The sequence below is a fragment of the Marinomonas sp. IMCC 4694 genome (genome assembly GCF_008122525.1).
Taxonomy (GTDB): Bacteria; Pseudomonadota; Gammaproteobacteria; order Pseudomonadales; family Marinomonadaceae; genus Marinomonas.
On record NZ_VSRV01000001.1, the window covers coordinates 3,267,820 to 3,290,160 of the forward strand.

Genomic DNA, 22,341 nt, shown 5'->3' on the forward strand with positions numbered 1-22,341 from the left:
CTTAAAACTCTAGACCGGCTTCACGTGCCGCGTCAGCAAGAACTTGAACGCGACCATGGTACTTAAAGCCAGAACGGTCAAAAGCGACCGACGTGACACCTGCTTCTTTAGCACGAGTAGCAATCAAAGTACCGACTTCTTTAGCCGCTGCTTTATTACCAGTCGCTGTAGCACGTAGAGCTTCCTCAAGAGTAGAAGCGCTAGCAAGCACTTTACTACCACAAGGAGAAATCACTTGAGCATACATGTGGCGTGGTGTGCGATGTACAGTAAGACGATTCGCACCTAAGTCACGAATATGCAAACGAGCACGACGTGCACGACGAATCCGAGATTGTTTTTTAGTGTTCATGAATGCCTACCTACTTCTTCTTAGCTTCTTTACGACGAATTACTTCATCAGAATAGCGAACACCTTTACCTTTATAAGGCTCTGGCGGACGGAAACCGCGAACTTCTGCAGCGACTTGACCAACGGCTTGCTTATCAACACCGCGGATCACGACTTCTGTTTGAGAAGCGCATTCAGCTGTTACGCCTTCAGGTAGTTCGTAATCTACTGGGTGAGAAAAACCCAATGACAGGTTAAGCACATTGCCTTTAAGAGCAGCACGGTAACCAACACCTTGAAGAAGCAATCTTTTCTCAAAACCCTGACTAACACCAACAACCATGTTGTTAACCAAGGCACGAGTAGTACCAGCTAAGGCACGGCTTTGCTTTGCACCATCGCGCGCAGCGAAGGTAATAACATTTTCTTCTTTAGACACAACAACGCTTGTGTGAACATTAAACTCTAATGAACCTTTGCCGCCTTTAACAACAACATTTTGGCCATTAAGAGTTAAATCTACACCACTAGGAAGCGTCACGGGACTATTAGCAACTCGAGACATACTAACTCCTAGAATACAGTGCAGATTACTTCGCCACCAATACCAGCAGCACGAGCTGCACGGTCTGTCATCACACCTTTAGAGGTAGAGATGATAGCAACACCAAGACCAGCTTCTACTTTAGGTAAATCAGTAGTGCCTTTGTATTGACGTAAGCTTGGGCGAGAGGCGCGTTTAATTTGTTCAATAACCGGCTTACCTTCGTAGTATTTCAACTCGATTGTAAGTGTCGGCTTTACCGCTTCATCTACGGAAAAGTTACCAACGTAACCTTCTTCGCGTAGGACAGCAGCAATTGATGACTTCATTTTTGATGAAGGCATGCTCACAGAAGTCTTTGCAGCCATCTGTGCATTACGAATACGTGTAAACATATCCGCAAGGGTATCTTGCATACTCATTTAAGAGCTCCTAATTTAAAAAACCATTGTGCAGCAAATAGAGCTCGCGCATAGTACACAGCAGCGAGCAGGATGTCCAGTAATTAGACACCCCACTCACTGCAATGTATTATGATAGCGCTCTACTTGCTTACCAACTAGCTTTCTTCAAGCCTGGCACGTCACCGCGCATTGCTGCTTCACGTAGTTTGATTCTTGACAAACCAAACTTACGATAAACACCATGCGGACGACCCGTTATTTGACAACGGTTACGCTGGCGAGAAGAAGATGAATCGCGTGGAAGCGCTTGCAATTTAAGCGTTGCTTCCCACTTTTCATCGTCCGATGCATTAACGTCGCTAATGATCGCTTTTAGAGCAGCACGCTTTTCAGCGAACTTTGCTACTAATTTAGTACGTTTTGCTTCGCGCTGAATCATTGATATTTTAGCCATGATTCCTACCTCTTATTTCTTGAAAGGGAAACTAAAGGCGGCTAACAAAGCACGACCTTCTTCATCGGTACGAGCAGTCGTTGTGATCGTAATGTCCATACCACGTACACGATCTACTTTATCGTAATCGATCTCAGGGAAGATGATCTGCTCTTTAACACCCATACTGTAGTTACCACGACCATCAAAAGACTTAGGATTAAGTCCACGGAAGTCACGGATACGTGGAATAGCAACATCAACCAAACGGTCAAAGAAATCCCACATACGCTCACCACGTAGCGTCACTTTACAACCGATCGGATAACCGTCACGGATTTTAAAGCCAGCTACTGATTTACGCGCTTTTGTTACTACGACTTTCTGGCCGCTAAGTGCTTCAAGATCGTTTACCGCATGCTCAAGAAGTTTCTTGTCTGCGATAGCTTCACCAACACCCATGTTCAATGTAATCTTAGTGATTTTCGGCACTTCCATCACATTCAGGTAACTAAACTCTTCAGTAAGAGCCGCTACCACTGTATCTTTATAAACTTGCTTAAGTCTCGCCATGGCTATAATTCTCGCTCTTAGGCGTCAATCGCTTCACTATTTGATTTGAATACACGTACTTTAGTACCGTCTTCATTCAATTTAAAGCCGACGCGATCCGCTTTACCTGTAGCACTATTGTAGATAGCTACATTTGAAACCTGGATTGGTGCTTCTTGCTCAACGATACCACCAGTTGACCCTTTCATTGGGTTTGGCTTCTCGTGTTTCTTAACAGTATTAATGCCAGAAACTAGAACTCGATTTTCGTCTACTACCTTAACAACTTTACCGCGCTTGCCTTTATCTTTACCAGCAATCACGATAACTTCGTCGTCACGTTTGATCTTACGCATAATGTCCCCTCTCCCTCTTACAGCACTTCTGGTGCAAGAGAAACAATTTTCATGAACTGCTCAGTACGCAATTCACGTGTTACAGGGCCAAAGATACGAGTACCAATAGGCTGTCCTGAAGCATTCAATAGAACCGCTGAGTTTACATCAAAACGGATTACTGAGCCATCGGAACGACGAACACCTTTCTTAGTTCTAACGACAACTGCGTTAAGAACCTGCCCTTTTTTAACACGACCACGTGGGATCGCTTCTTTCACTGTGACCTTAATGATGTCACCGATAGCAGCATAACGACGATGTGAGCCACCCAGTACTTTAATACACTGAACACGCTTTGCGCCGCTGTTATCTGCAACATCAAGCATCGATTCTGTTTGAATCATTTCTGCTCTCCAATCAATTTAGATAACAAGTCTCACGAAGGAAGGAGCAGCTTAAACAGCTGCTGCTTTCTCAACAACTTGCACTAGATTCCAAGTCTTAGACTTAGAGTAAGGACGTGTTTCCACAACCTTAACGGTATCACCGATCTGACATTCGTTGTTTTCATCATGAGCGTGTAATTTAGTAGAACGACGAATAAACTTACCGTATAAAGGGTGTTTTTCTGTACGCTCAACTAGTACTGTGATGGTTTTATCCATCTTATCGCTAACTACTTTACCAGTAGCGGTGCGCGCTTTTGTTTCTGCCATCTTAGTTACCTGCCTTATCATTTAGCACGGTTTTAACACGTGCGATATTGCGGCGAACTTGCGGAAGCAAATGAGTTTGCGCCAACTGACCCGTAGCTTTCTGCATACGCAGAGTAAATTGCTCACGAAGCAGTTCAATCAAGGTCGCTTGTAGCTCAGCTACAGACTTTTCTTGCAGTTCTTTTGCTTTCATCTACATCACCGTACGCGTTACGAAAGTTGTGGACAGAGGAAGCTTAGCAGCGGCTAAAGCAAATGCTTCACGAGCCAACTGTTCAGAAACACCCTCAACTTCATAAAGCATTTTTCCAGGTTGAATCTGAGCAACCCAGTATTCTACGCTACCCTTACCTTTACCCTGACGCACTTCTAGAGGCTTCTGAGTAATCGGCTTATCAGGGAACACACGAATCCAAATTTTACCACCACGTTTGATGTGACGAGTCATTGCACGACGCGCCGCTTCAATTTGACGAGCAGTAAGACGACCACGTTCAGTGGACTTCAATCCGAATTCACCAAAGCTGACTTGGTTTCCGCGAAGTGCTAGACCGCGGTTACGGCCTTTTTGCATCTTGCGGAACTTAGTACGTTTCGGTTGTAACATGACTTACCCCCTACTTAGACTTCTTCTTTTGTGCGCCTTTGTCAGCTCGCACTTGTTCAATACCGCCCAAGATCTCGCCTTTGAAGATCCACACTTTTACGCCAATGATGCCGTAAGTTGTAGCTGCTTCATAAGTAGAGTAGTCAATGTCAGCGCGAAGAGTATGTAGAGGTACGCGACCTTCACGGTACCACTCAGCTCGTGCAATCTCTGCACCGCCCAAACGACCACTTACCTGAACCTTGATACCTTTCGCGCCTGCACGCATGGCATTTTGTACGGCGCGCTTCATAGCACGACGAAACATAACGCGACGCTCAAGTTGGCTAGCGATGTTAGCTGCAACCAATTTCGCATCCATTTCAGGCTTACGGATTTCTTCGATATTGATGTGAACTGGAACACCCATCATTTCTGATACGGCATTACGTAGTTTCTCAACATCTTCGCCTTTCTTACCAATCACGATACCTGGACGGGCAGTGTGAATTGTAATACGGGCTGTCTGAGCAGGACGCTGAATCTCGATACGAGAAACAGAAGCCTGGACCAATTTTTTCTCCAAGTACTTACGAACCTGAAGATCGTTTAATAACAGCTTAGAGTAGTTTTGATTATTCGCATACCAAGTTGAAGTATGATCTTTAACTATCCCTAGGCGTATACCAGTTGGATGAACCTTCTGACCCATTGGGTTTCTCCTAATTAGTCAGCGACTTTAACTGTGATATGGCAACCGCGTTTTAAAATACGGTCAGCACGGCCTTTGGCACGTGGCATAATACGCTTCAGAGTCATAGCCTCATCAACATACGCCGTAGAAACACGCAAGTCATCTACATCAGCACCTTCGTTATGCTCAGCGTTAGCTATAGCAGACTCGAGTACTTTCTTGACAATTACTGCCGCCTTCTTAGGACTGAACGTTAAAATGTTCAGCGCTTCGCTAACAGATTTGCCGCGGATTTGATCTACAACCAAACGGGCCTTCTGCGCAGAGAGGCGAGCACCCTTCAATGAAGCTTTTACTTCACTCATGTTAATACCTCTTATTACCGTTTGGCTTTCTTGTCCGCAGCATGACCACGATATGTACGGGTCGGAGCGAACTCACCCAATTTATGACCGACCATATCTTCAGTTACAAGAACTGGAACATGCTGGCGACCATTATGGACAGCGATAGTCAACCCTACAAAATCAGGGAAGATAGTAGAACGGCGCGACCAAGTCTTAATTGGACGACGATCTTTTTTCTCTACCGCAGCCTCTACCTTTTTCAACAAATGAAGGTCGATAAAAGGACCTTTTTTTAGTGAACGTGGCACAGTCGTTTCCTCTTATTACTTAGTACGGCGACGTACAATAAGTTTATCAGTACGCTTGTTGCTGCGTGTTTTGTACCCTTTAGTAGGCACACCCCATGGTGTAACTGGGTGACGACCACCTTTGCTACGACCTTCACCACCACCATGTGGGTGATCCACTGGGTTCATCGCCGCACCGCGAACGGTAGGACGAACACCACGCCAACGCGTAGCACCAGCTTTACCAAGAACTCGTAAGCTATGCTCGGAGTTTGATACTTCACCTAAAGTAGCGCGACATTCTGTCAATACTTTACGCATTTCACCTGAACGTAGGCGAAGGGTAACGTAGCGACCTTCACGAGCAACTAGCTGAGCAGAAGCACCGGCTGAACGTGCAACTTGTGCACCTTTACCTGGCTTAAGCTCGACACAGTGTACGGTACTACCAACTGGAATATTTTGCAGAGGCAAAGTATTACCGGTTTTGATAGGCGCATCTGCACCACTAAAAACTACATTGCCTGCAACCATACCTTTAGAAGCGATAATGTAACGACGCTCACCATCAGCATACATAATTAATGCAATGTTTGCAGAACGGTTTGGATCATATTCCAAACGCTCAACTACCGCAGGGATCCCGTCTTTGTTACGACGAAAATCAACCATACGATAATGCTGCTTATGACCACCACCTACGTGACGCGTAGTGATGCGTCCGTTATTGTTGCGTCCACCCGATCTGCTTTGCTTATCTAGCAAAGGTGCATATGGTGCGCCTTTGTGCAAATCGTTGTTAGTAACTTTAACAACGTGACGACGGCCTGCAGACGTTGGCTTACTTTTAACAACAGCCATTGACCTATCTCCCCTTATTCAGCGACCATGAAATCAATTTCTTGACCTTCAGCCAAACGTACGTACGCTTTTTTAACGTCTTTACGCTTACCTAGGCCACGAACTGTACGCTTTGTTTTACCTTTATGGTTCAACGTGCGAACAGACTCAACTTTGACTTCAAACAGTGCTTCGATAGCTTGTTTGATTTCAGGTTTTGTTGCATCACCTGTAACACGAAATACATACTGACCATTGCCTTCAGCTACGATCGTTGCTTTTTCGGAAATATGTGGACCCAACAAAACTTTATAAATACGTTCGCCGATCATGCTAGTGCCTCCTCAACTTGTTTCAGAGCACCAACTGTCACCAACACTTTGTCGTAAGCAATCAAGCTAACAGGGTCGATAGACGCTGCATCACGTACATCTACGTTAGGAATGTTGCGAGCCGCTAGGAACAAATTATCATCCAAATCACTGGAGATAATCAAAGCGTTCTCAAGATTCAATTCTGCCATTTTTGCTATGAAGAGCTTAGTCTTTGGAGCTTCCAATTTAAGTTCTTCAACCACAACAAGACGATCTTTACGGACAAGTTCAGACCAGATGGTGCGCATTGCTGCACGGTACATCTTCTTGTTCACTTTTTGAGAGTGATCCTGTGGTTTCGCAGCGAAAGTAACACCACCAGAGCGCCAAAGAGGGCTACGGATAGTACCTGCACGTGCACGACCAGAACCTTTTTGTTTCCAAGGTTTGCGTCCACCACCTGCCACTTCAGAGCGAGTTTTTTGAGCGCGTGAACCTTGACGAGCACCAGCCAAGTAAGATGTAACTACTTGGTGAACAAGTGCTTCGTTGTATTCACGAGCAAAGGCTACATCAGAAACTTCAACGGTTCCTTCTGTGCCTGTTAGATTCAAGTTCATTGTCTACCCCTCTTAGCGAGCTTTAACAGCTGATTGAAGAATAACATCACCATTCACTGCACCAGGTACGGCACCTTTCACAAGGATAAGGTTACGCTCTGTGTCCACACGAACCACTTCAAGTGATTGTGTAGTTACTTGTGCAGCACCCATATGGCCAGCCATCTTCTTGCCTTTCCAAACACGACCAGGTGTTTGACATTGGCCGATGGAGCCAGGTGCACGGTGAGACAATGAGTTACCATGTGTAGCGTCTTGCATACTGAAATTATGACGCTTGATGGCACCTTGAAACCCTTTACCCTTTGATTGACCAGTTACATCAACCATTTGGATAGATTCGAAATCAGCAACAGTTAGCTCATCACCAACATTGATTTCTTTTTCGTCACCTGAAAGGCGGAACTCCCACAAACCACGACCTGCTTCAACGTTCGCTTTTGCATAGTGTCCTGCAGCGGCTTTGTTAACGCGGCTCGAACGGCGAGAACCAACAGTAACCTGAACAGCTTGATAGCCGTCAGTTGCTGCTGTTTTCACCTGAGTAACGCGGTTCGGTTCAACCTCGATGACGGTTACTGGCACGGATACACCCTCTTCATTGAAGATACGTGTCATTCCGGCTTTGCGTCCGACTAATTGAATAGTCATTTTTTACCTCATTTGCCAGTTGTGTATGGGGCTATCACCCGCTACGGCTGATCATTCCAGATCATTCCACTATTGTGCATAAGCCGACTGATAACCAGTCGGTTCTCGCACCCCAAACTTTGAGCTATTAACCCAAAGAAATTTGTACTTCCACGCCTGCCGCAAGGTCTAGCTTCATTAAAGCATCAACGGTTTTCTCTGTTGGCTCAACGATGTCTAGAACACGTTTATGTGTACGGATTTCATACTGATCACGCGCATCTTTGTTTACGTGTGGAGAAATCAATACTGTATAACGCTCTTTACGAGTAGGAAGTGGAATCGGTCCACGTACTTGCGCACCTGTACGTTTCGCTGTGTCCACAATTTCTTGTGTTGAAGCATCAATCAAACGATGATCAAACGCTTTCAGACGAATACGGATTTTTTGGCTTTGCATTTCCAACTCCAAATACAATGTTTTAATGACTTAACTGTACATTTATTAAGCCAGAATCCTTTTTTAAGGACGGCGAATATTAGCCATTCAAAAACTGGTTGTCAAGTAACCAATTTATGAAGCAACAAATAAACCACAAAATAAAAAAGGCCACCCTAGTGGGCAGCCCTTTTTAAAATCTAAAATAATAAGATAAAAATATCTAATTATTTAAGGATTTTAGCAACAACACCAGCACCTACTGTACGACCACCTTCACGGATCGCGAAACGTAGACCTTCGTCCATCGCGATTGGGTGAATTAGTTCAACAGTCATCTGAATGTTATCGCCAGGCATAACCATTTCTACGCCTTCAGGCAAAGAACAAGCACCTGTTACGTCAGTTGTACGGAAGTAGAACTGAGGACGGTAACCTTTGAAGAATGGAGTGTGACGACCACCTTCATCTTTACCCAAAACATATACTTCAGCTTCGAACTCAGTGTGAGGAGTGATTGAACCAGGCTTAGCCAAAACTTGACCTCGCTGAACATCTTCACGCTTAGTACCACGAAGAAGGATACCACAGTTCTCACCTGCACGACCTTCGTCAAGCAATTTACGGAACATCTCTACACCAGTACAAGTTGTCTTGGTAGTATTCACGATACCAACAATTTCAACTTCTTCTTGAATGCGAACGATACCGCGCTCAACACGACCAGTTACAACCGTACCACGACCTTGGATAGAGAATACGTCCTCGATAGGCATCAAGAAAGCACCATCGATAGCACGCTCTGGCTCAGGAATGTAAGAGTCAAGAGTTTCAACGAGTTTACGAACAGCAGTCGTACCCATTTCGTTGTCATCTTCGCCTTTCAACGCCATAAGCGCGGAACCTGGAATGATTGGAGTATCATCACCTGGGAAGTCATATTCAGATAGAAGATCACGCAATTCCATCTCAACCAACTCAAGCATTTCTGCGTATTCTTCAGAATCCGCACCACCACAATCTTCTGCCAACAAGTCAGACTTGTTAAGGAAAACTACGATGTATGGAACGCCTACTTGGCGAGAAAGAAGGATGTGCTCACGAGTCTGAGGCATAGGGCCATCAGTCGCGCCACAAACCAAGATAGCGCCGTCCATTTGTGCGGCACCAGTGATCATGTTTTTAACATAATCGGCGTGACCAGGACAATCTACGTGCGCGTAATGGCGAACTGGTGAATCGTATTCTACGTGAGATGTAGAGATAGTGATTCCACGCTCACGCTCTTCAGGCGCATTATCGATACCGTCAAAAGCAACAGCGGTGCCGCCGAAAACTTCTGCACATACGCGTGTTAATGCTGCTGTTAATGTTGTTTTACCATGGTCAACGTGACCGATAGTGCCAACGTTAACGTGCGGTTTATTACGTTCAAATTTACTCTTTGCCATGATACATACACCTTAAGAATTAGTAAGTATGATGATTAATCTTCATTTTTGATGATCGCGTCTGCCACACTAGCCGGTGCTTCAGCGTATTTCTCAAACTCCATTGCATAGCTCGCACGCCCTTGCGACAAGCTGCGCACGTCAGTTGCATACCCAAACATCTGCCCTAAAGGAACTTCTGCCCGGATAATTTTACCTGACGGGGAATCGTCCATCCCCTGAACAATACCACGACGACGATTTAGGTCACCCATTACGTCGCCCATGTATTCCTCAGGAGTTACAACTTCCACTTTCATTACAGGCTCAAGAACACATGGATCAGCATCAGCCGCTCCTTTTCTTAATCCCTGAGAAGCTGCAATTTTGAAAGCCATTTCATTAGAGTCAACATCATGGAATGAACCATCGAACAACACCACCTTAATACCCAACAATGGGTAACCAGCTATAACGCCATTCTTCATTTGCTCTGAAACGCCTTTCTCTATCGCAGGGATGTATTCTTTTGGAATAGCACCACCAACAATCTCGTTGATAAACTCAAGCCCATCCTTATCGGTTGGAATTAACTTCATCACGACGTGACCGTATTGACCACGACCACCGGATTGACGCACAAATTTGTGATTAACCACCACTTCTTTGCGAATTTTCTCCCGGTAGGAAACCTGAGGCTTACCAATGTTAGCCTCCACTTTAAACTCGCGACGCATACGGTCAACAAGAATATCTAAGTGCAGCTCACCCATACCAGAAATAATTGTTTGACCCGTCTCGACGTGTGTCTCAACACGAAAAGAAGGGTCTTCTTGCGCCAGCTTACCTAACGCAATGGCCATTTTATCCTGATCTGCCTGAGACTTTGGCTCAACAGCAACAGAAATAACTGGCTCTGGAAACTCCATACGCTCCAGCACAACCACATCGTTCATATCGCAAAGGGTATCACCCGTAGTTACAAATTTCATACCTACAGCGGCGGCGATATCACCAGCCAGTACCTCTTTAATTTCTTCACGATTATTCGCATGCATCTGCACAATGCGCCCTATGCGCTCACGCTTCTGCTTCACAGAATTATAAACAGCATCACCAGACAACAACATGCCAGAGTACACACGAATGAAGGTCAATGTGCCAACAAATGGGTCAGTCGCTATTTTAAACGCCAATGCAGAGAACGGAGCCTCGTCATCAGCAATTCGCGTAACCACTGTCACACCATCTTCACGCATCCCTTCGATCGCTTTTACTTCAAGCGGCGAAGGCAAATACTCAACAACAGCATCCAGAACGGCTTGCACGCCTTTATTTTTAAAAGCAGACCCGCATGTCACCAAGACTATTTCATTGGATAATGTACGAATTCGCAAACCGCTCTTTATCTCCTCAACAGAGAGCTCACCTTCTTCAAGGTACCTCTCCATCAATTCGTCATTCGCTTCTGCAGCGGCCTCAACCATCTTTTCACGCCATTCCATCGCTTCATCAAGCTGATCAGACGGGACATCCTCTAATGAGAACGTCATGCCATGGTCTTCTTCATTCCACATAATGGTTTTCATCAGAACCAAATCGATAACGCCTTTGAAATCTTCTTCAGCGCCGACATTGATCTGAATAGGCACAGCATTAGCACCCAATCGCGTTTCGAGCTGACTTACAACCGAAAAATAATCTGCTCCTGTACGATCCATCTTATTGACGAACACGACACGAGGAACTTCATACTTATTCGCTTGACGCCAAACCGTTTCAGTTTGAGGCTGCACACCAGAAGAACCACACAACACAACAACAGCACCATCCAAGACACGTAAAGAACGCTCTACTTCAATAGTAAAATCTACGTGCCCAGGCGTGTCTATAATATTGACACGATGCTCATCAAACTGCTTGTTCATTCCGCTCCAGAAGCACGTTGTCGCTGCTGAAGTTATCGTGATACCACGCTCTTGCTCTTGCTCCATCCAATCCATTGTCGCGGCACCATCATGGACCTCTCCAATTTTATGAGACAAACCAGTGTAGAAAAGAACGCGTTCAGTCGTCGTCGTTTTACCTGCATCAACATGCGCAACAATACCGATGTTACGGTAGCGGTTGATAGGTGTTTTACGTGCCACTGTGTATCCTTCTGGGGATCATTAGAAACGGTAGTGAGAGAATGCTTTGTTAGCTTCTGCCATGCGATGAACGTCTTCACGTTTCTTAACAGCAGAACCTTTATTTTCAGAAGCATCTAGAATTTCACCTGCTAGACGCAAAGCCATGGATTTTTCACCACGCTTACGTGAAGCATCAACCAACCAGCGCATAGATAAAGCGGCGCGGCGAGCTGGACGCACTTCAACAGGAACTTGGTAAGTCGCACCACCAACACGGCGAGATTTAACCTCAACCATTGGCTGGATAGATTCTAATGCTTTTTCGAAGATAGCCATTGGCTCTTCCGTTTTAGCACGAGTTGCAACCGTGTTAAGGGCATTGTAAACAATACTCTCTGCTACAGATTTTTTGCCACTAACCATTACGTGGTTAATGAACTTAGCAAGAAGTTGGCTTCCGTGTTTAGGATCCGGAAGGACTTCACGCTTGGCGACGACGCGTCTTCTAGGCATTGCAATATCCTCTTCAGGTTCGCCCGAGACAATTCAAATATTGCTCGGCCTTACTGTGTTAAAAAATTATGTCTAAACGATGAATTAAGTAGCGCTAGCTTACTTAGGACGTTTAGTACCGTATTTAGAACGGCCTTGCTTACGTTTTTGTACGCCTGAAGTATCCAAGCTACCACGTACTGTGTGGTAACGAACACCAGGAAGGTCTTTTACACGACCGCCGCGAATCAGCACTACGCTGTGTTCTTGCAGGTTGTGACCTTCACCACCGATGTAGGAAGTTACTTCAAAGCCGTTAGTCAAGCGAACACGACATACTTTACGCAAAGCCGAGTTAGGCTTTTTAGGTGTAGTAGTATATACGCGAGTGCAGACACCGCGGCGTTGCGGACAAGCTTGTAACGCAGGAACGTCACTCTTTGCCACTTTACGTTTACGTGGTTTACGAACCAACTGGTTAACGGTTGCCATTAGACAAGCTCCACAAATCCAATTCTTAAGGCGGAAATCGCCAAAATTAAGGAGGCGCAAGTTTAATTTGCGCCTATAAAACAGTCAATAGGGAGGCGACTAAAAAACCACCTCCCTCGCGATTTAACAGCAAATAACTAGTCTTTCAGCGCGGCACTCAATGCTTCTTCAACATCAGAGGCACTTACTGTCGAACTTCCTTCCTTCGCTGCTAATGCAAGCTCTTTTTTACGCTTGCGTTCATTGTGGTACGCCAAACCTGTACCGGCTGGTATCAAGCGACCTACTACAACGTTTTCTTTAAGGCCACGTAAGTGATCTTTCTTACCGGTTACCGCACCTTCCGTTAAGACTCGAGTTGTCTCTTGGAAAGAAGCGGCCGATATAAAGGACTCAGTCGCCAAAGAAGCTTTTGTGATACCTAGAAGCACACGCTCAAACTTAGCTGGGAACTTACCTTCAGCTATAGCTTGCTCATTGGCGTCTAACAAGCGAGTAAACTCGACCTGATCACCTTGGATAAGATCCGTATCACCAGACTCACCAACTTCCACTTTACGCAACATTTGGTTAACAATAACTTCAATGTGTTTATCGTTAATCACAACGCCTTGTAAGCGGTAGACCTCTTGCACTTCGTTCGTGATGTAATCAGCCAAAGCCTCTACACCTTGAAGACGCAAAATATCATGAGGGCTCAAAGGACCATCGGCAATAATCTCACCTTTAGCCACTTCTTCACCGTCGAAGATGTTGATTTGACGCCATTTTGGAATCAAAGTCTCCACTGGATCATCACCATTTTGTGGTGTGATCACCAAACGAATCTTACCTTTTGTTTCTTTACCGAAGCTCACCACACCGCTTGTCTCTGCCATGACAGCAGGATCTTTCGGACGGCGCGCTTCGAATAGGTCTGCCACTCGTGGCAAACCACCGGTAATATCTTTGTTACCGATCGATTCTTGAGGAATACGAGCAAGTACCTCACCAGATTTCACTGTTGAACCATGATCTAAGCTCAATAGTGCTTTTTCTGGCAACATGTACTGTACAGGCGATTCCGTTCCTGGAATGAAGACGGGGTTACCTTCTGCATCAACAACCGCAATCATTGGACGCAAATCTTTACCCGCAGACGGACGATCACGTACTTCCATGATTTCGATGGTAGTCAAACCCGTCATTTCGTCAGATTGACGACGAATAGTAACGTTTTCTTCCATACCACTGAATTCAAGACGACCTTCCATCTCAGAAACGATTGGGTGCGTATGCGGATCCCAGTTTGCTACGATTTGACCTGCCGTTACTTGATCACCTTCACGCACACTCAACACAGCACCGTAAGGAAGCTTGTAACGCTCTTTCTCACGACCGGCTTCATCAGCAATGGCCAATTCAGAAGAACGAGACGCAACAACTAGATGACCTGTGTGACGCTCGATACTCTTCATTTTATTGAAACGTACCGTACCCGCGCTCTTCACTTGAACGCTGTCAATTGCAGACGCTCGAGAAGCCGCACCACCAATGTGGAACGTACGCATGGTTAACTGTGTACCTGGCTCACCGATCGATTGTGCTGCCACAACACCGATTGCTTCACCAATGTTTACTTGATGTCCACGAGCCAAATCACGACCGTAACACTTGGCACAAACACCGTGACGTGTATTACAAGTGATTACGGAACGGATGATCATCTCATCCACGCCCGCCGCTTCAATTGTACGAACGTTATGCTCATCAATCAAAGTACCCGCAGCAAGAACGAAACCTCCCTTGCCATCAATAACATCTTGAGCAACAACACGACCCAATACGCGATGACCTAACGGAACCACTACGTCACCGCCTTCAATCATGGCCGCCACGGAAATACCGTTTGTTGAGCCACAATCTACCTCAGTGATTACCAAATCCTGTGCCACGTCAACAAGACGACGCGTCAAATAACCGGAGTTGGCGGTTTTCAATGCGGTATCAGCAAGACCCTTACGAGCACCGTGAGTAGAGGTAAAGTACTGAAGTACCGACAAACCTTCACGGAAATTCGCTGTGATCGGTGTTTCAATGATGGAACCATCTGGTTTCGCCATCAAACCACGCATACCACCCAACTGACGCATCTGAGCCACACTACCACGGGCACCAGAGTCGGCCATCATGTAAACCGAGTTGAACGATTGTTGTTCAACCGTCTCACCCGCTTTATTGACAGTCATCTCTTTTGCCAAGTTTTTCATCATGGCTTCTGTCACAGTTTCGTTAGTACGAGACCATAAATCGATTACTTTGTTGTACTTCTCGCCTTGCGTTACAAGACCATCAGCGTATTGGTATTCGATTTCTTTAACTTCCGCTTCTGCTTTGGCAATGATCGCCGCTTTTTCTGGTGGAATAACAAAGTCATCCACACCAACAGAAGAACCAGACGCGGTCGCATAGGCAAAACCTGTGTACATCAATTGATCGGCAAACACACAGCTTTCTTTCAAGCCGACTTTACGGTAACACTCGTTGATCAAGTTAGAGATCGCTTTTTTCTTCATGGTTTGGTTAACCACAGAGAACGGTAGGCCATCAGGAACGATATCAAACAATAGCGCACGACCAACGGTCGTATCAGCAATAAAAGTAGACGGCACTTTGTCGCCATCAAGCGTGGTATCAACTTGGCTAATACGTACTTTTACTTTAGCGTGTAATTCAACTTGTTTCGCACCATACGCACGGTGTACTTCTTTAATGTCAGAAAACGCCATGCCTTCACCCTTGGCATTGATTTTCTCACGTGTCATGTAGTACAAACCCAATACAACGTCCTGAGAAGGAACAATGATCGGCTCGCCGTTTGCTGGTGATAGGATGTTGTTCGTCGACATCATCAAGGCACGAGCTTCTAGCTGCGCTTCGATCGTCAACGGAACGTGAACCGCCATTTGGTCACCATCGAAATCGGCGTTGTAGGCCGCACACACAAGTGGGTGCAACTGAATCGCTTTACCTTCGATCAACATTGGCTCAAACGCTTGGATACCCAAACGGTGAAGCGTTGGCGCACGGTTCAACATCACTGGATGTTCGCGGATAACCTCATCAAGGATATCCCACACTTCAGGCGTTTCACGCTCAACCATTTTCTTCGCTGCTTTGATCGTCGTCGCCATGCCACGAAGTTCAAGCTTAGAGAAAATGAATGGCTTGAATAATTCAAGTGCCATTTTCTTAGGCAGACCACACTGGTGCAAACGCAATGATGGACCTACCGTGATAACAGAACGACCCGAATAATCTACGCGTTTACCGAGCAAGTTCTGACGGAAACGACCTTGCTTACCTTTGATCATATCAGCCAAAGATTTCAAAGGACGTTTGTTAGAACCAGTAATAGCGCGACCACGACGACCGTTATCAAGCAAAGCATCAACAGATTCTTGCAACATACGCTTTTCGTTACGTACGATGATATCTGGAGCAGAAAGCTCTAACAGGCGTTTTAGACGGTTGTTACGGTTAATCACACGACGGTAAAGGTCGTTCAAATCAGACGTCGCAAAACGGCCACCTTCAAGTGGTACCAATGGACGAAGATCTGGCGGAAGAACGGGCAACACGTTCAAAACCATCCACTCTGGGTTGTTGCCAGAATGATAGAAGGCTTCAACCAGCTTAAGACGCTTAGAAAGCTTCTTAATGCGGGTCTCAGAATTCGTGCTGTTCAACTCTTCACGCATACTGTTAATTTCAGCAGGCATGTCTAAATCGCGAAGCAACATCTGAACCGCTTCCGCCCCCATGCGGGCATCGAATTCGTCACCGAATTCTTCTAGCGCTTCAAAATATTGCTCATCGTTTAATAACTGGCCTTTATCAAGCGTTGTCATACCTGGATCAATCACAATGAAAGATTCAAAATACAAAACACGCTCGATGTCACGTAAGGTCATATCCATGATAAGACCGATACGAGATGGCAATGATTTCAAAAACCAAATATGAGCCACAGGCGAAGCAAGCTCAATGTGCCCCATGCGCTCACGACGCACTTTAGACAGAGCCACTTCAACGCCACACTTCTCACAAATAACACCACGGTGTTTTAAACGCTTGTATTTACCACACAAACATTCGTAGTCCTTAATAGGACCAAAGATTTTTGCACAAAACAAACCGTCACGTTCTGGTTTAAACGTACGATAGTTGATGGTTTCCGGCTTCTTAACTTCACCGTAAGACCATGAACGAATCATATCTGGTGACGCCAAGCCAATGCGAATCGCATCAAACTCGTCAGATTGTCCTTGTGATTTTAGAAGACCTAATAAGTCTTTCATGTAGTATTCGCCCCACTCATAAGGCCGGGGAGTCTCGCTCCCCAGCAGGTCAAATGTGATTCGTGCTTATTCGGTTTCCAACTCAATATCGATACCAAGAGAACGAATCTCTTTCACCAATACATTGAAGGACTCAGGCATGCCAGGCTCCATTCTGTGATCACCATCGACGATGTTTTTATACATCTTCGTACGGCCATTCACGTCATCGGACTTAACAGTCAACATTTCTTGTAACGTGTAAGCGGCACCGTATGCTTCTAGTGCCCATACCTCCATCTCACCGAAACGCTGACCACCAAACTGTGCTTTACCGCCTAATGGCTGCTGAGTCACCAAACTGTAAGAACCGGTAGAACGTGCGTGCATTTTATCATCGACCAAGTGGTTCAATTTCAGCATGTACATATAACCAACCGTTACAGGACGCTCAAAAGCATCACCAGTACGACCGTTAAACAACTTAACTTGGCCACTTTCGTTAATGCCAGCCAAACGAAGCATACGCTTAATTTCAGACTCTTTTGCACCATCAAAAGCACCAGACGCCATTGGAACACCACCTTTAAGGTTGCCCGCCAAGGTCAATATTTCTTCGTCTGTAAAGCTGTCTAAATCTTCCGTGCGCGCACACTTCAAATCGCCTTCGTAGCCATTGTAGATTTCATCAAGGAAACTACGCAGTTCCGCAACCGCCTCCGCTTTCTCGCGCTCTACCGCTAGCATTTCGTTGATCTTACGACCTAAGCCTTTAGACGCTGCACCTAAGTGAGTCTCCAAGACCTGACCAACGTTCATTCGCGATGGAACACCCAATGGGTTCAACACGATATCAACTGGATCACCGTTTTCGTCGTATGGCATGTCTTCCACTGGCATAATTTTAGAAATTACACCCTTGTTACCATGACGGCCGGCCATTTTATCACCCGGCTGAATGCGACGCTTAATAGCCACGTAAACTTTAACGATTTTAAGAACGCCAGGCGCAAGATCGTCGCCTGTTTGTAATTTGCGTTTCTTATCTTCAAATTTCGCATCAAGCTCTTTACGGCGCTCTATCAAAGCGGCTTGCGCTTTTTCAAGTTGCTCACTCGCTTCTTCATTCGCCACACGGATCTTAAACCACTCTGGGTGTTCAAGGTTCGCTAGGTACTCTTCTGTAATAATCCCATTGCGAGCCAAACCAGGACCGCCTTCGGCTTGCTGACCTACTAGGGCTTCAGCTAAACGTTCGAACGTGGCTTTTTCAACGATACGGAACTCTTCGTTCAAATCTTTACGAACTTGATCAAGCTGAGACTTCTCGATGAACTTGGCTCGCTCATCTTTCTCAATGCCATCGCGTGTAAACACTTGCACGTCGATAACCGTACCGCGAGTACCTGTTTTAACGCGCTGAGACGTGTCTTTTACGTCAGACGCTTTCTCACCAAAGATCGCTCGCAAAAGCTTCTCTTCAGGCGTCAGCTGAGTTTCACCTTTTGGTGTTACTTTACCGACTAAGATATCGCCTGGCTCAACTTCAGCACCAATGTACACGATACCTGACTGATCCAGTTTAGACAGCGCACCTTCACCCACATTCGGAATGTCGGCGGTAATCTCTTCTGGCCCAAGCTTAGTATCACGCGCCACACACGTTAGTTCCTGAATGTGGATAGACGTAAAACGATCTTCTTCAACAACGCGCTCAGACACTAAGATCGAGTCCTCGAAGTTGAAACCGTTCCAAGGCATGAAGGCGATACGCATGTTTTGGCCTAATGCCAAATCACCCATGTCAACAGAAGGACCATCCGCCATGATATCGCCAGACGCCACTTTCTCACCTTTCATTACCAACGTACGCTGGTTAATGCAGGTGTTTTGGTTAGAGCGAACGTATTTCGTCAGGTTGTAGATATCCACACCCGCTTCACCGGCGATCGTCTCTTCAGAATTCACACGAACAACGATACGACTCGCATCAACAGACTCAATCACACCACCACGAGACGCGACAATACAAACACCAGAGTCTTTTGCTACGTTTTTCTCCATACCTGTACCCACAACCGGCTTATCTGCCTTAAGTGTCGGTACGGCTTGACGTTGCATGTTCGATCCCATCAAGGCTCGGTTAGCATCATCGTGCTCTAGGAACGGAATCAAAGACGCCGCAACAGAAACAACCTGACGTGGAGAAACGTCCATTAGATTTACTTTTTCTTTTGGAATCAAAGTGGTTTCGTGCATGTGACGCACCTGAACCAACTCGTCGACCAAACGACCTTCGCTGTCAACATTCGCTGACGCTTGAGCGATAACGTATTTCGCCTCATCAATGGCAGAAATATAAACCGTTTCATCTGTCTGCTTGCCATCGATGATCTTACGATATGGCGTTTCCAAAAAGCCGTAGCTATTGGTACGCGCGTAAGTAGACAACGAGTTGATCAAACCGATGTTTGGTCCTTCTGGTGTCTCGATTGGACAAACACGACCGTAGTGAGTCGCATGTACGTCACGCACTTCAAAGCCCGCACGCTCACGAGTCAAACCACCAGGCCCCAATGCTGAAACACGACGCTTGTGCGTCACTTCAGACAAAGGATTGTTTTGATCCATAAATTGAGACAACTGACTTGAACCAAAGAACTCTTTAATAGCCGCTGCCACTGGTTTAGCGTTCAAAAGATCTTGTGGCATTAGGCCATCCGCTTCTGCCATAGACAGACGCTCTTTTACAGCACGCTCAACACGAACAAGACCAACGCGGAATTGGTTTTCAGCCATTTCCCCAACTGAACGCACGCGACGGTTACCTAGGTGATCGATATCATCGACCATGCCGTTACCGTTACGGATGTCTAACAAGGTTTTCAACACAGCAACAATGTCGTCGTTGTCTAAAATACCGTTGCCCGTGTCTTCTTCGCGACCTAAACGGCGGTTGAATTTCATTCGACCAACGCCAGATAAATCATAGCGGTCTTCAGAGAAGAACAAACCTTGGAACAAGCCTTCAGCGGACTCTTTGGTTGGCGGCTCGCCAGGACGCATCATGCGGTAAATTTCTACCAAGGCTTCCAACTGATTGCTGGTTGGGTCAATACGAAGCGTGTCAGAAATAAATGGACCGTTGTCCAAATCATTCGTATAAAGCGTATTAACCTCTGTGATACCAGACGCCACTAAAGCTTCTAGCAAATCAACAGACAATTCCGTATTGGCTTCGGCAATTAATTCACCCGTAGCAGGATGAACCAAGTTTTTCGCTGTTACCTTACCAAGCATATATTCAAGCGGTACAGAAAGACGCTCAAGACCGCTTTTTTCCATAACACGAATATGTTTCGCGGTAATACGACGGCCTTCTTCAACGATCAACTCGCCGTTCGCATCCGCTATATTAAACAATGCCGTTTCGCCACGAAGACGATTCGCCACCAAATCCATTTCAAAACCATCGCGCTTCAAATAGAACCGTGTGGATTCAAAGAAAGTATCTAGAATCTGCTCTGTACCGTATCCAATCGCACGCAACAAAATAGTTGCCGGCAATTTACGACGACGGTCAATACGAACAAAAACGCAATCTTTCGGATCAAACTCGAAATCCAACCATGAACCACGGTAAGGAATAATTCGAGCAGAATGTAATAATTTACCTGAAGAGTGAGTTTTACCACGGTCGTGATCAAAAAACACACCAGGAGAACGATGCAATTGAGAAACAATTACACGCTCGGTGCCATTAATAACAAAGGTACCATTGTCTGTCATGAGCGGTATTTCACCCATGTAGACTTCTTGCTCGCGGATGTCTTTGATGGCTTTATTAGAGGACTCTTTATCATAAATGATGAGTCGAACTCGAACACGAAGAGGTGCTGCGTAAGTAATACCGCGCAACTGACACTCTTTAACATCAAAAACTGGCTTGCCTAAACGGTAATCGACGTATTCTAGCGCCGCATTTCCAGAAAAGCTGACCATTGGAAAGACAGATTTAAAGGCCCCATGCAGACCCAATTCCCCACGCTCTGCAAGGCTTTTGCCTTCTTGCAGAAAATTACGGTAGGACTCAAGCTGAATGGCCAGCAAGTATGGCACATCCAAAACGGGCGGCAGTTTACCGAAATCCTTACGGATACGTTTTTTCTCAGTGTATGAGTAAGCCATCAGCATTCCCCAGCTTGTGCACATTGACGCAAAAGGCCCAAATCAGGCCTTACCAATTATGGGAGCGTTATCTCCCACATGAAAATTCTTTTAGGTTTATTTGAGTTTTAGAAACCCAAAAAGGCCGGTGACAATAATGTCACCAGCCATTTCGACTATTGGTCGAAATATGGAAATACAAGTATCATTACTTGACTTCGACAGAGGCACCAGCTTCTTCAAGAGCTGCTTTAAGAGCGGCTGCGTCATCTTTAGACACGCCTTCTTTAACAGCCATTGGAGCGCCGTCAACGATTGCTTTAGCTTCTTTCAAGCCAAGACCAGTCGCTGCACGTACTGCTTTGATTACGTTAACTTTCTTCTCGCCTGCGCCAGTAAGAATAACGTCAAATTCCGTTTGTTCTTCAGCAGCAGAGCCTGCATCAGCAGCAGGGCCAGCAGCCGCTGCAACAGCGGCTGTTACGCCGAATTTTTCTTCCATTGCAGAAATTAGTTCAACAACGTCCATCACAGACATTTCTGCTACTGCATTGATGATATCTTCTTTAGTTAGAGCCATGACTCAGATTCCTAGCATTCTTATAATTACCCGAGGGTAATAAAACAAAATATTTATCAAGAAGGGATACGGCAAACCGTATTACGCCGCTTCTTGCTCTTTTTGATCGCGAACCGCTGCAAGAGTACGTACAAACTTGCTTGTTGCGCCCTGCATAACACTCATCAGTTTCGCAATTGCTTCGTCGTATGTAGGCAGTGTTGCCAATCGATCAATGTCGCCAGCTGGGATCAACTCACCGTTGAACGCCAACGCCTTCACTTCAAACTTGCTGTTCGTTTTTGCAAACGCTTTCAACAAACGAGCCGCCGCACCGGGGTGTTCGTTTGAAAAAGCAATCAGCGTAGGACCAACAAAGCTCTCAGTTAGACATTCGAAGTCTGTACCTTCCACTGCACGGCGAGCCAAAGTGTTACGTACTACACGTACATAAACACCTGCTTCACGCGCTTCTTTACGTAGTGCTGTCATATTACTCACGGTAACACCGCGAGAATCAGCAACTACTGCAGACAATGCAGTTTTAGCAGCTTCGCTAACTTCGGCGACAATGGCTTTTTTGTCTTCTAGACCTAATGCCACTGGTTTTCTCCTGGATTAGCAGGGAATAAATTCCCCTATTTTTTACCAACTCTCCGATTACTCGAAGTACTT

Annotated in this window: 26 protein-coding genes; all 26 read right to left on the reverse strand. The window is 45.8% G+C overall.

Translation table 11 applies throughout. The features are described 5' to 3' along the window. Position 1: 1 nt before the first annotated feature. Complete coding sequence (gene rplR / locus FXV75_RS14985; RefSeq protein ID WP_148834685.1) at positions 2-352, reverse strand: 50S ribosomal protein L18; 351 nt, start codon at positions 350-352, stop codon at positions 2-4. Positions 353-362: 10 nt separating this feature from the next. After that, positions 363-896 carry a 50S ribosomal protein L6 gene (rplF, locus tag FXV75_RS14990; RefSeq protein WP_148834687.1) on the reverse strand — a complete coding sequence of 178 codons (534 nt, stop codon included), beginning with the start codon at positions 894-896 and terminating at the stop codon, positions 363-365. An 8-nt stretch (positions 897-904) separates the two neighbouring features. Then, positions 905-1,297, reverse strand: coding sequence for a 30S ribosomal protein S8 (gene rpsH, locus FXV75_RS14995; RefSeq protein WP_148834689.1), 393 nt, complete (start codon positions 1,295-1,297; stop codon positions 905-907). 130 nt (positions 1,298-1,427) lie between these two features. After that, complete coding sequence (rpsN, locus tag FXV75_RS15000; protein ID WP_133004494.1) at positions 1,428-1,733, reverse strand: 30S ribosomal protein S14; 306 nt, start codon at positions 1,731-1,733, stop codon at positions 1,428-1,430. Positions 1,734-1,745: 12 nt separating this feature from the next. Then, complete coding sequence (rplE, locus tag FXV75_RS15005; protein WP_148834691.1) at positions 1,746-2,285, reverse strand: 50S ribosomal protein L5; 540 nt, start codon at positions 2,283-2,285, stop codon at positions 1,746-1,748. Positions 2,286-2,302: 17 nt separating this feature from the next. Beyond that, on the reverse strand, positions 2,303-2,620 hold the full coding sequence (gene rplX, locus FXV75_RS15010) for a 50S ribosomal protein L24 (protein ID WP_123096692.1): 318 nt from the start codon (positions 2,618-2,620) through the stop codon (positions 2,303-2,305). 17 nt (positions 2,621-2,637) lie between these two features. Continuing rightward, positions 2,638-3,006 (reverse strand): 50S ribosomal protein L14, encoded by a 369-nt coding sequence (gene rplN / locus FXV75_RS15015; protein WP_067020125.1) that lies wholly within the window; start codon positions 3,004-3,006, stop codon positions 2,638-2,640. Positions 3,007-3,057: 51 nt separating this feature from the next. Continuing rightward, positions 3,058-3,318 (reverse strand): 30S ribosomal protein S17, encoded by a 261-nt coding sequence (gene rpsQ / locus FXV75_RS15020; RefSeq protein ID WP_110577371.1) that lies wholly within the window; start codon positions 3,316-3,318, stop codon positions 3,058-3,060. Position 3,319: 1 nt separating this feature from the next. Further along, complete coding sequence (rpmC, locus tag FXV75_RS15025) at positions 3,320-3,511, reverse strand: 50S ribosomal protein L29 (RefSeq protein WP_148834693.1); 192 nt, start codon at positions 3,509-3,511, stop codon at positions 3,320-3,322. Continuing rightward, positions 3,512-3,925, reverse strand: a complete 414-nt coding sequence (rplP, locus tag FXV75_RS15030) for a 50S ribosomal protein L16 (protein ID WP_110577369.1) — start codon at positions 3,923-3,925, stop codon at positions 3,512-3,514. Positions 3,926-3,935: 10 nt separating this feature from the next. Continuing rightward, positions 3,936-4,616: a 30S ribosomal protein S3 gene (rpsC, locus tag FXV75_RS15035; RefSeq protein WP_148834695.1), complete on the reverse strand. Its 681-nt coding sequence runs from the start codon at positions 4,614-4,616 to the stop codon at positions 3,936-3,938. 14 nt (positions 4,617-4,630) lie between these two features. Then, positions 4,631-4,963 carry a 50S ribosomal protein L22 gene (rplV, locus tag FXV75_RS15040; protein WP_012071931.1) on the reverse strand — a complete coding sequence of 111 codons (333 nt, stop codon included), beginning with the start codon at positions 4,961-4,963 and terminating at the stop codon, positions 4,631-4,633. Between the two features lie 14 nt (positions 4,964-4,977). Further along, the gene (gene rpsS / locus FXV75_RS15045; RefSeq protein WP_036163121.1) at positions 4,978-5,253 is read right to left on the reverse strand and encodes a 30S ribosomal protein S19; all 276 of its coding nucleotides are present in this window, start codon (positions 5,251-5,253) and stop codon (positions 4,978-4,980) included. Positions 5,254-5,268: 15 nt separating this feature from the next. Continuing rightward, a complete protein-coding gene (gene rplB, locus FXV75_RS15050) occupies positions 5,269-6,093 on the reverse strand; it encodes a 50S ribosomal protein L2 (protein ID WP_148834697.1) in 825 nt (274 codons plus the stop codon). A gap of 14 nt (positions 6,094-6,107) precedes the next feature. Beyond that, on the reverse strand, positions 6,108-6,404 hold the full coding sequence (rplW, locus tag FXV75_RS15055) for a 50S ribosomal protein L23 (RefSeq protein ID WP_148834699.1): 297 nt from the start codon (positions 6,402-6,404) through the stop codon (positions 6,108-6,110). Beyond that, positions 6,401-7,006 (reverse strand): 50S ribosomal protein L4, encoded by a 606-nt coding sequence (gene rplD, locus FXV75_RS15060; protein WP_148834701.1) that lies wholly within the window; start codon positions 7,004-7,006, stop codon positions 6,401-6,403. Before rplD ends, rplW begins: the two co-directional genes overlap by 4 nt. Before the next feature lie 12 nt (positions 7,007-7,018). Then, positions 7,019-7,657 (reverse strand): 50S ribosomal protein L3, encoded by a 639-nt coding sequence (rplC, locus tag FXV75_RS15065; RefSeq protein WP_148834703.1) that lies wholly within the window; start codon positions 7,655-7,657, stop codon positions 7,019-7,021. Between the two features lie 127 nt (positions 7,658-7,784). Next, positions 7,785-8,096: a 30S ribosomal protein S10 gene (rpsJ, locus tag FXV75_RS15070; protein ID WP_012071937.1), complete on the reverse strand. Its 312-nt coding sequence runs from the start codon at positions 8,094-8,096 to the stop codon at positions 7,785-7,787. A gap of 206 nt (positions 8,097-8,302) precedes the next feature. Then, on the reverse strand, positions 8,303-9,526 hold the full coding sequence (gene tuf, locus FXV75_RS15075) for an elongation factor Tu (protein WP_148834705.1): 1,224 nt from the start codon (positions 9,524-9,526) through the stop codon (positions 8,303-8,305). 35 nt (positions 9,527-9,561) lie between these two features. After that, the gene (fusA, locus tag FXV75_RS15080) at positions 9,562-11,655 is read right to left on the reverse strand and encodes an elongation factor G (RefSeq protein WP_148834707.1); all 2,094 of its coding nucleotides are present in this window, start codon (positions 11,653-11,655) and stop codon (positions 9,562-9,564) included. A gap of 21 nt (positions 11,656-11,676) precedes the next feature. Next, positions 11,677-12,150, reverse strand: a complete 474-nt coding sequence (gene rpsG, locus FXV75_RS15085) for a 30S ribosomal protein S7 (protein WP_148834709.1) — start codon at positions 12,148-12,150, stop codon at positions 11,677-11,679. A 99-nt stretch (positions 12,151-12,249) separates the two neighbouring features. Beyond that, positions 12,250-12,621 carry a 30S ribosomal protein S12 gene (gene rpsL / locus FXV75_RS15090; RefSeq protein WP_111608624.1) on the reverse strand — a complete coding sequence of 124 codons (372 nt, stop codon included), beginning with the start codon at positions 12,619-12,621 and terminating at the stop codon, positions 12,250-12,252. 137 nt (positions 12,622-12,758) lie between these two features. Further along, on the reverse strand, positions 12,759-16,961 hold the full coding sequence (gene rpoC, locus FXV75_RS15095) for a DNA-directed RNA polymerase subunit beta' (RefSeq protein WP_148834711.1): 4,203 nt from the start codon (positions 16,959-16,961) through the stop codon (positions 12,759-12,761). A gap of 66 nt (positions 16,962-17,027) precedes the next feature. Continuing rightward, entirely contained in the window at positions 17,028-21,128 is a 4,101-nt protein-coding gene (rpoB, locus tag FXV75_RS15100; RefSeq protein ID WP_148834712.1) for a DNA-directed RNA polymerase subunit beta, read from the reverse strand. Positions 21,129-21,315: 187 nt separating this feature from the next. Next, positions 21,316-21,687 carry a 50S ribosomal protein L7/L12 gene (gene rplL, locus FXV75_RS15105; RefSeq protein ID WP_148834714.1) on the reverse strand — a complete coding sequence of 124 codons (372 nt, stop codon included), beginning with the start codon at positions 21,685-21,687 and terminating at the stop codon, positions 21,316-21,318. Between the two features lie 81 nt (positions 21,688-21,768). Then, positions 21,769-22,269, reverse strand: a complete 501-nt coding sequence (gene rplJ, locus FXV75_RS15110) for a 50S ribosomal protein L10 (protein WP_148834716.1) — start codon at positions 22,267-22,269, stop codon at positions 21,769-21,771. Positions 22,270-22,341 lie beyond the last annotated feature (72 nt).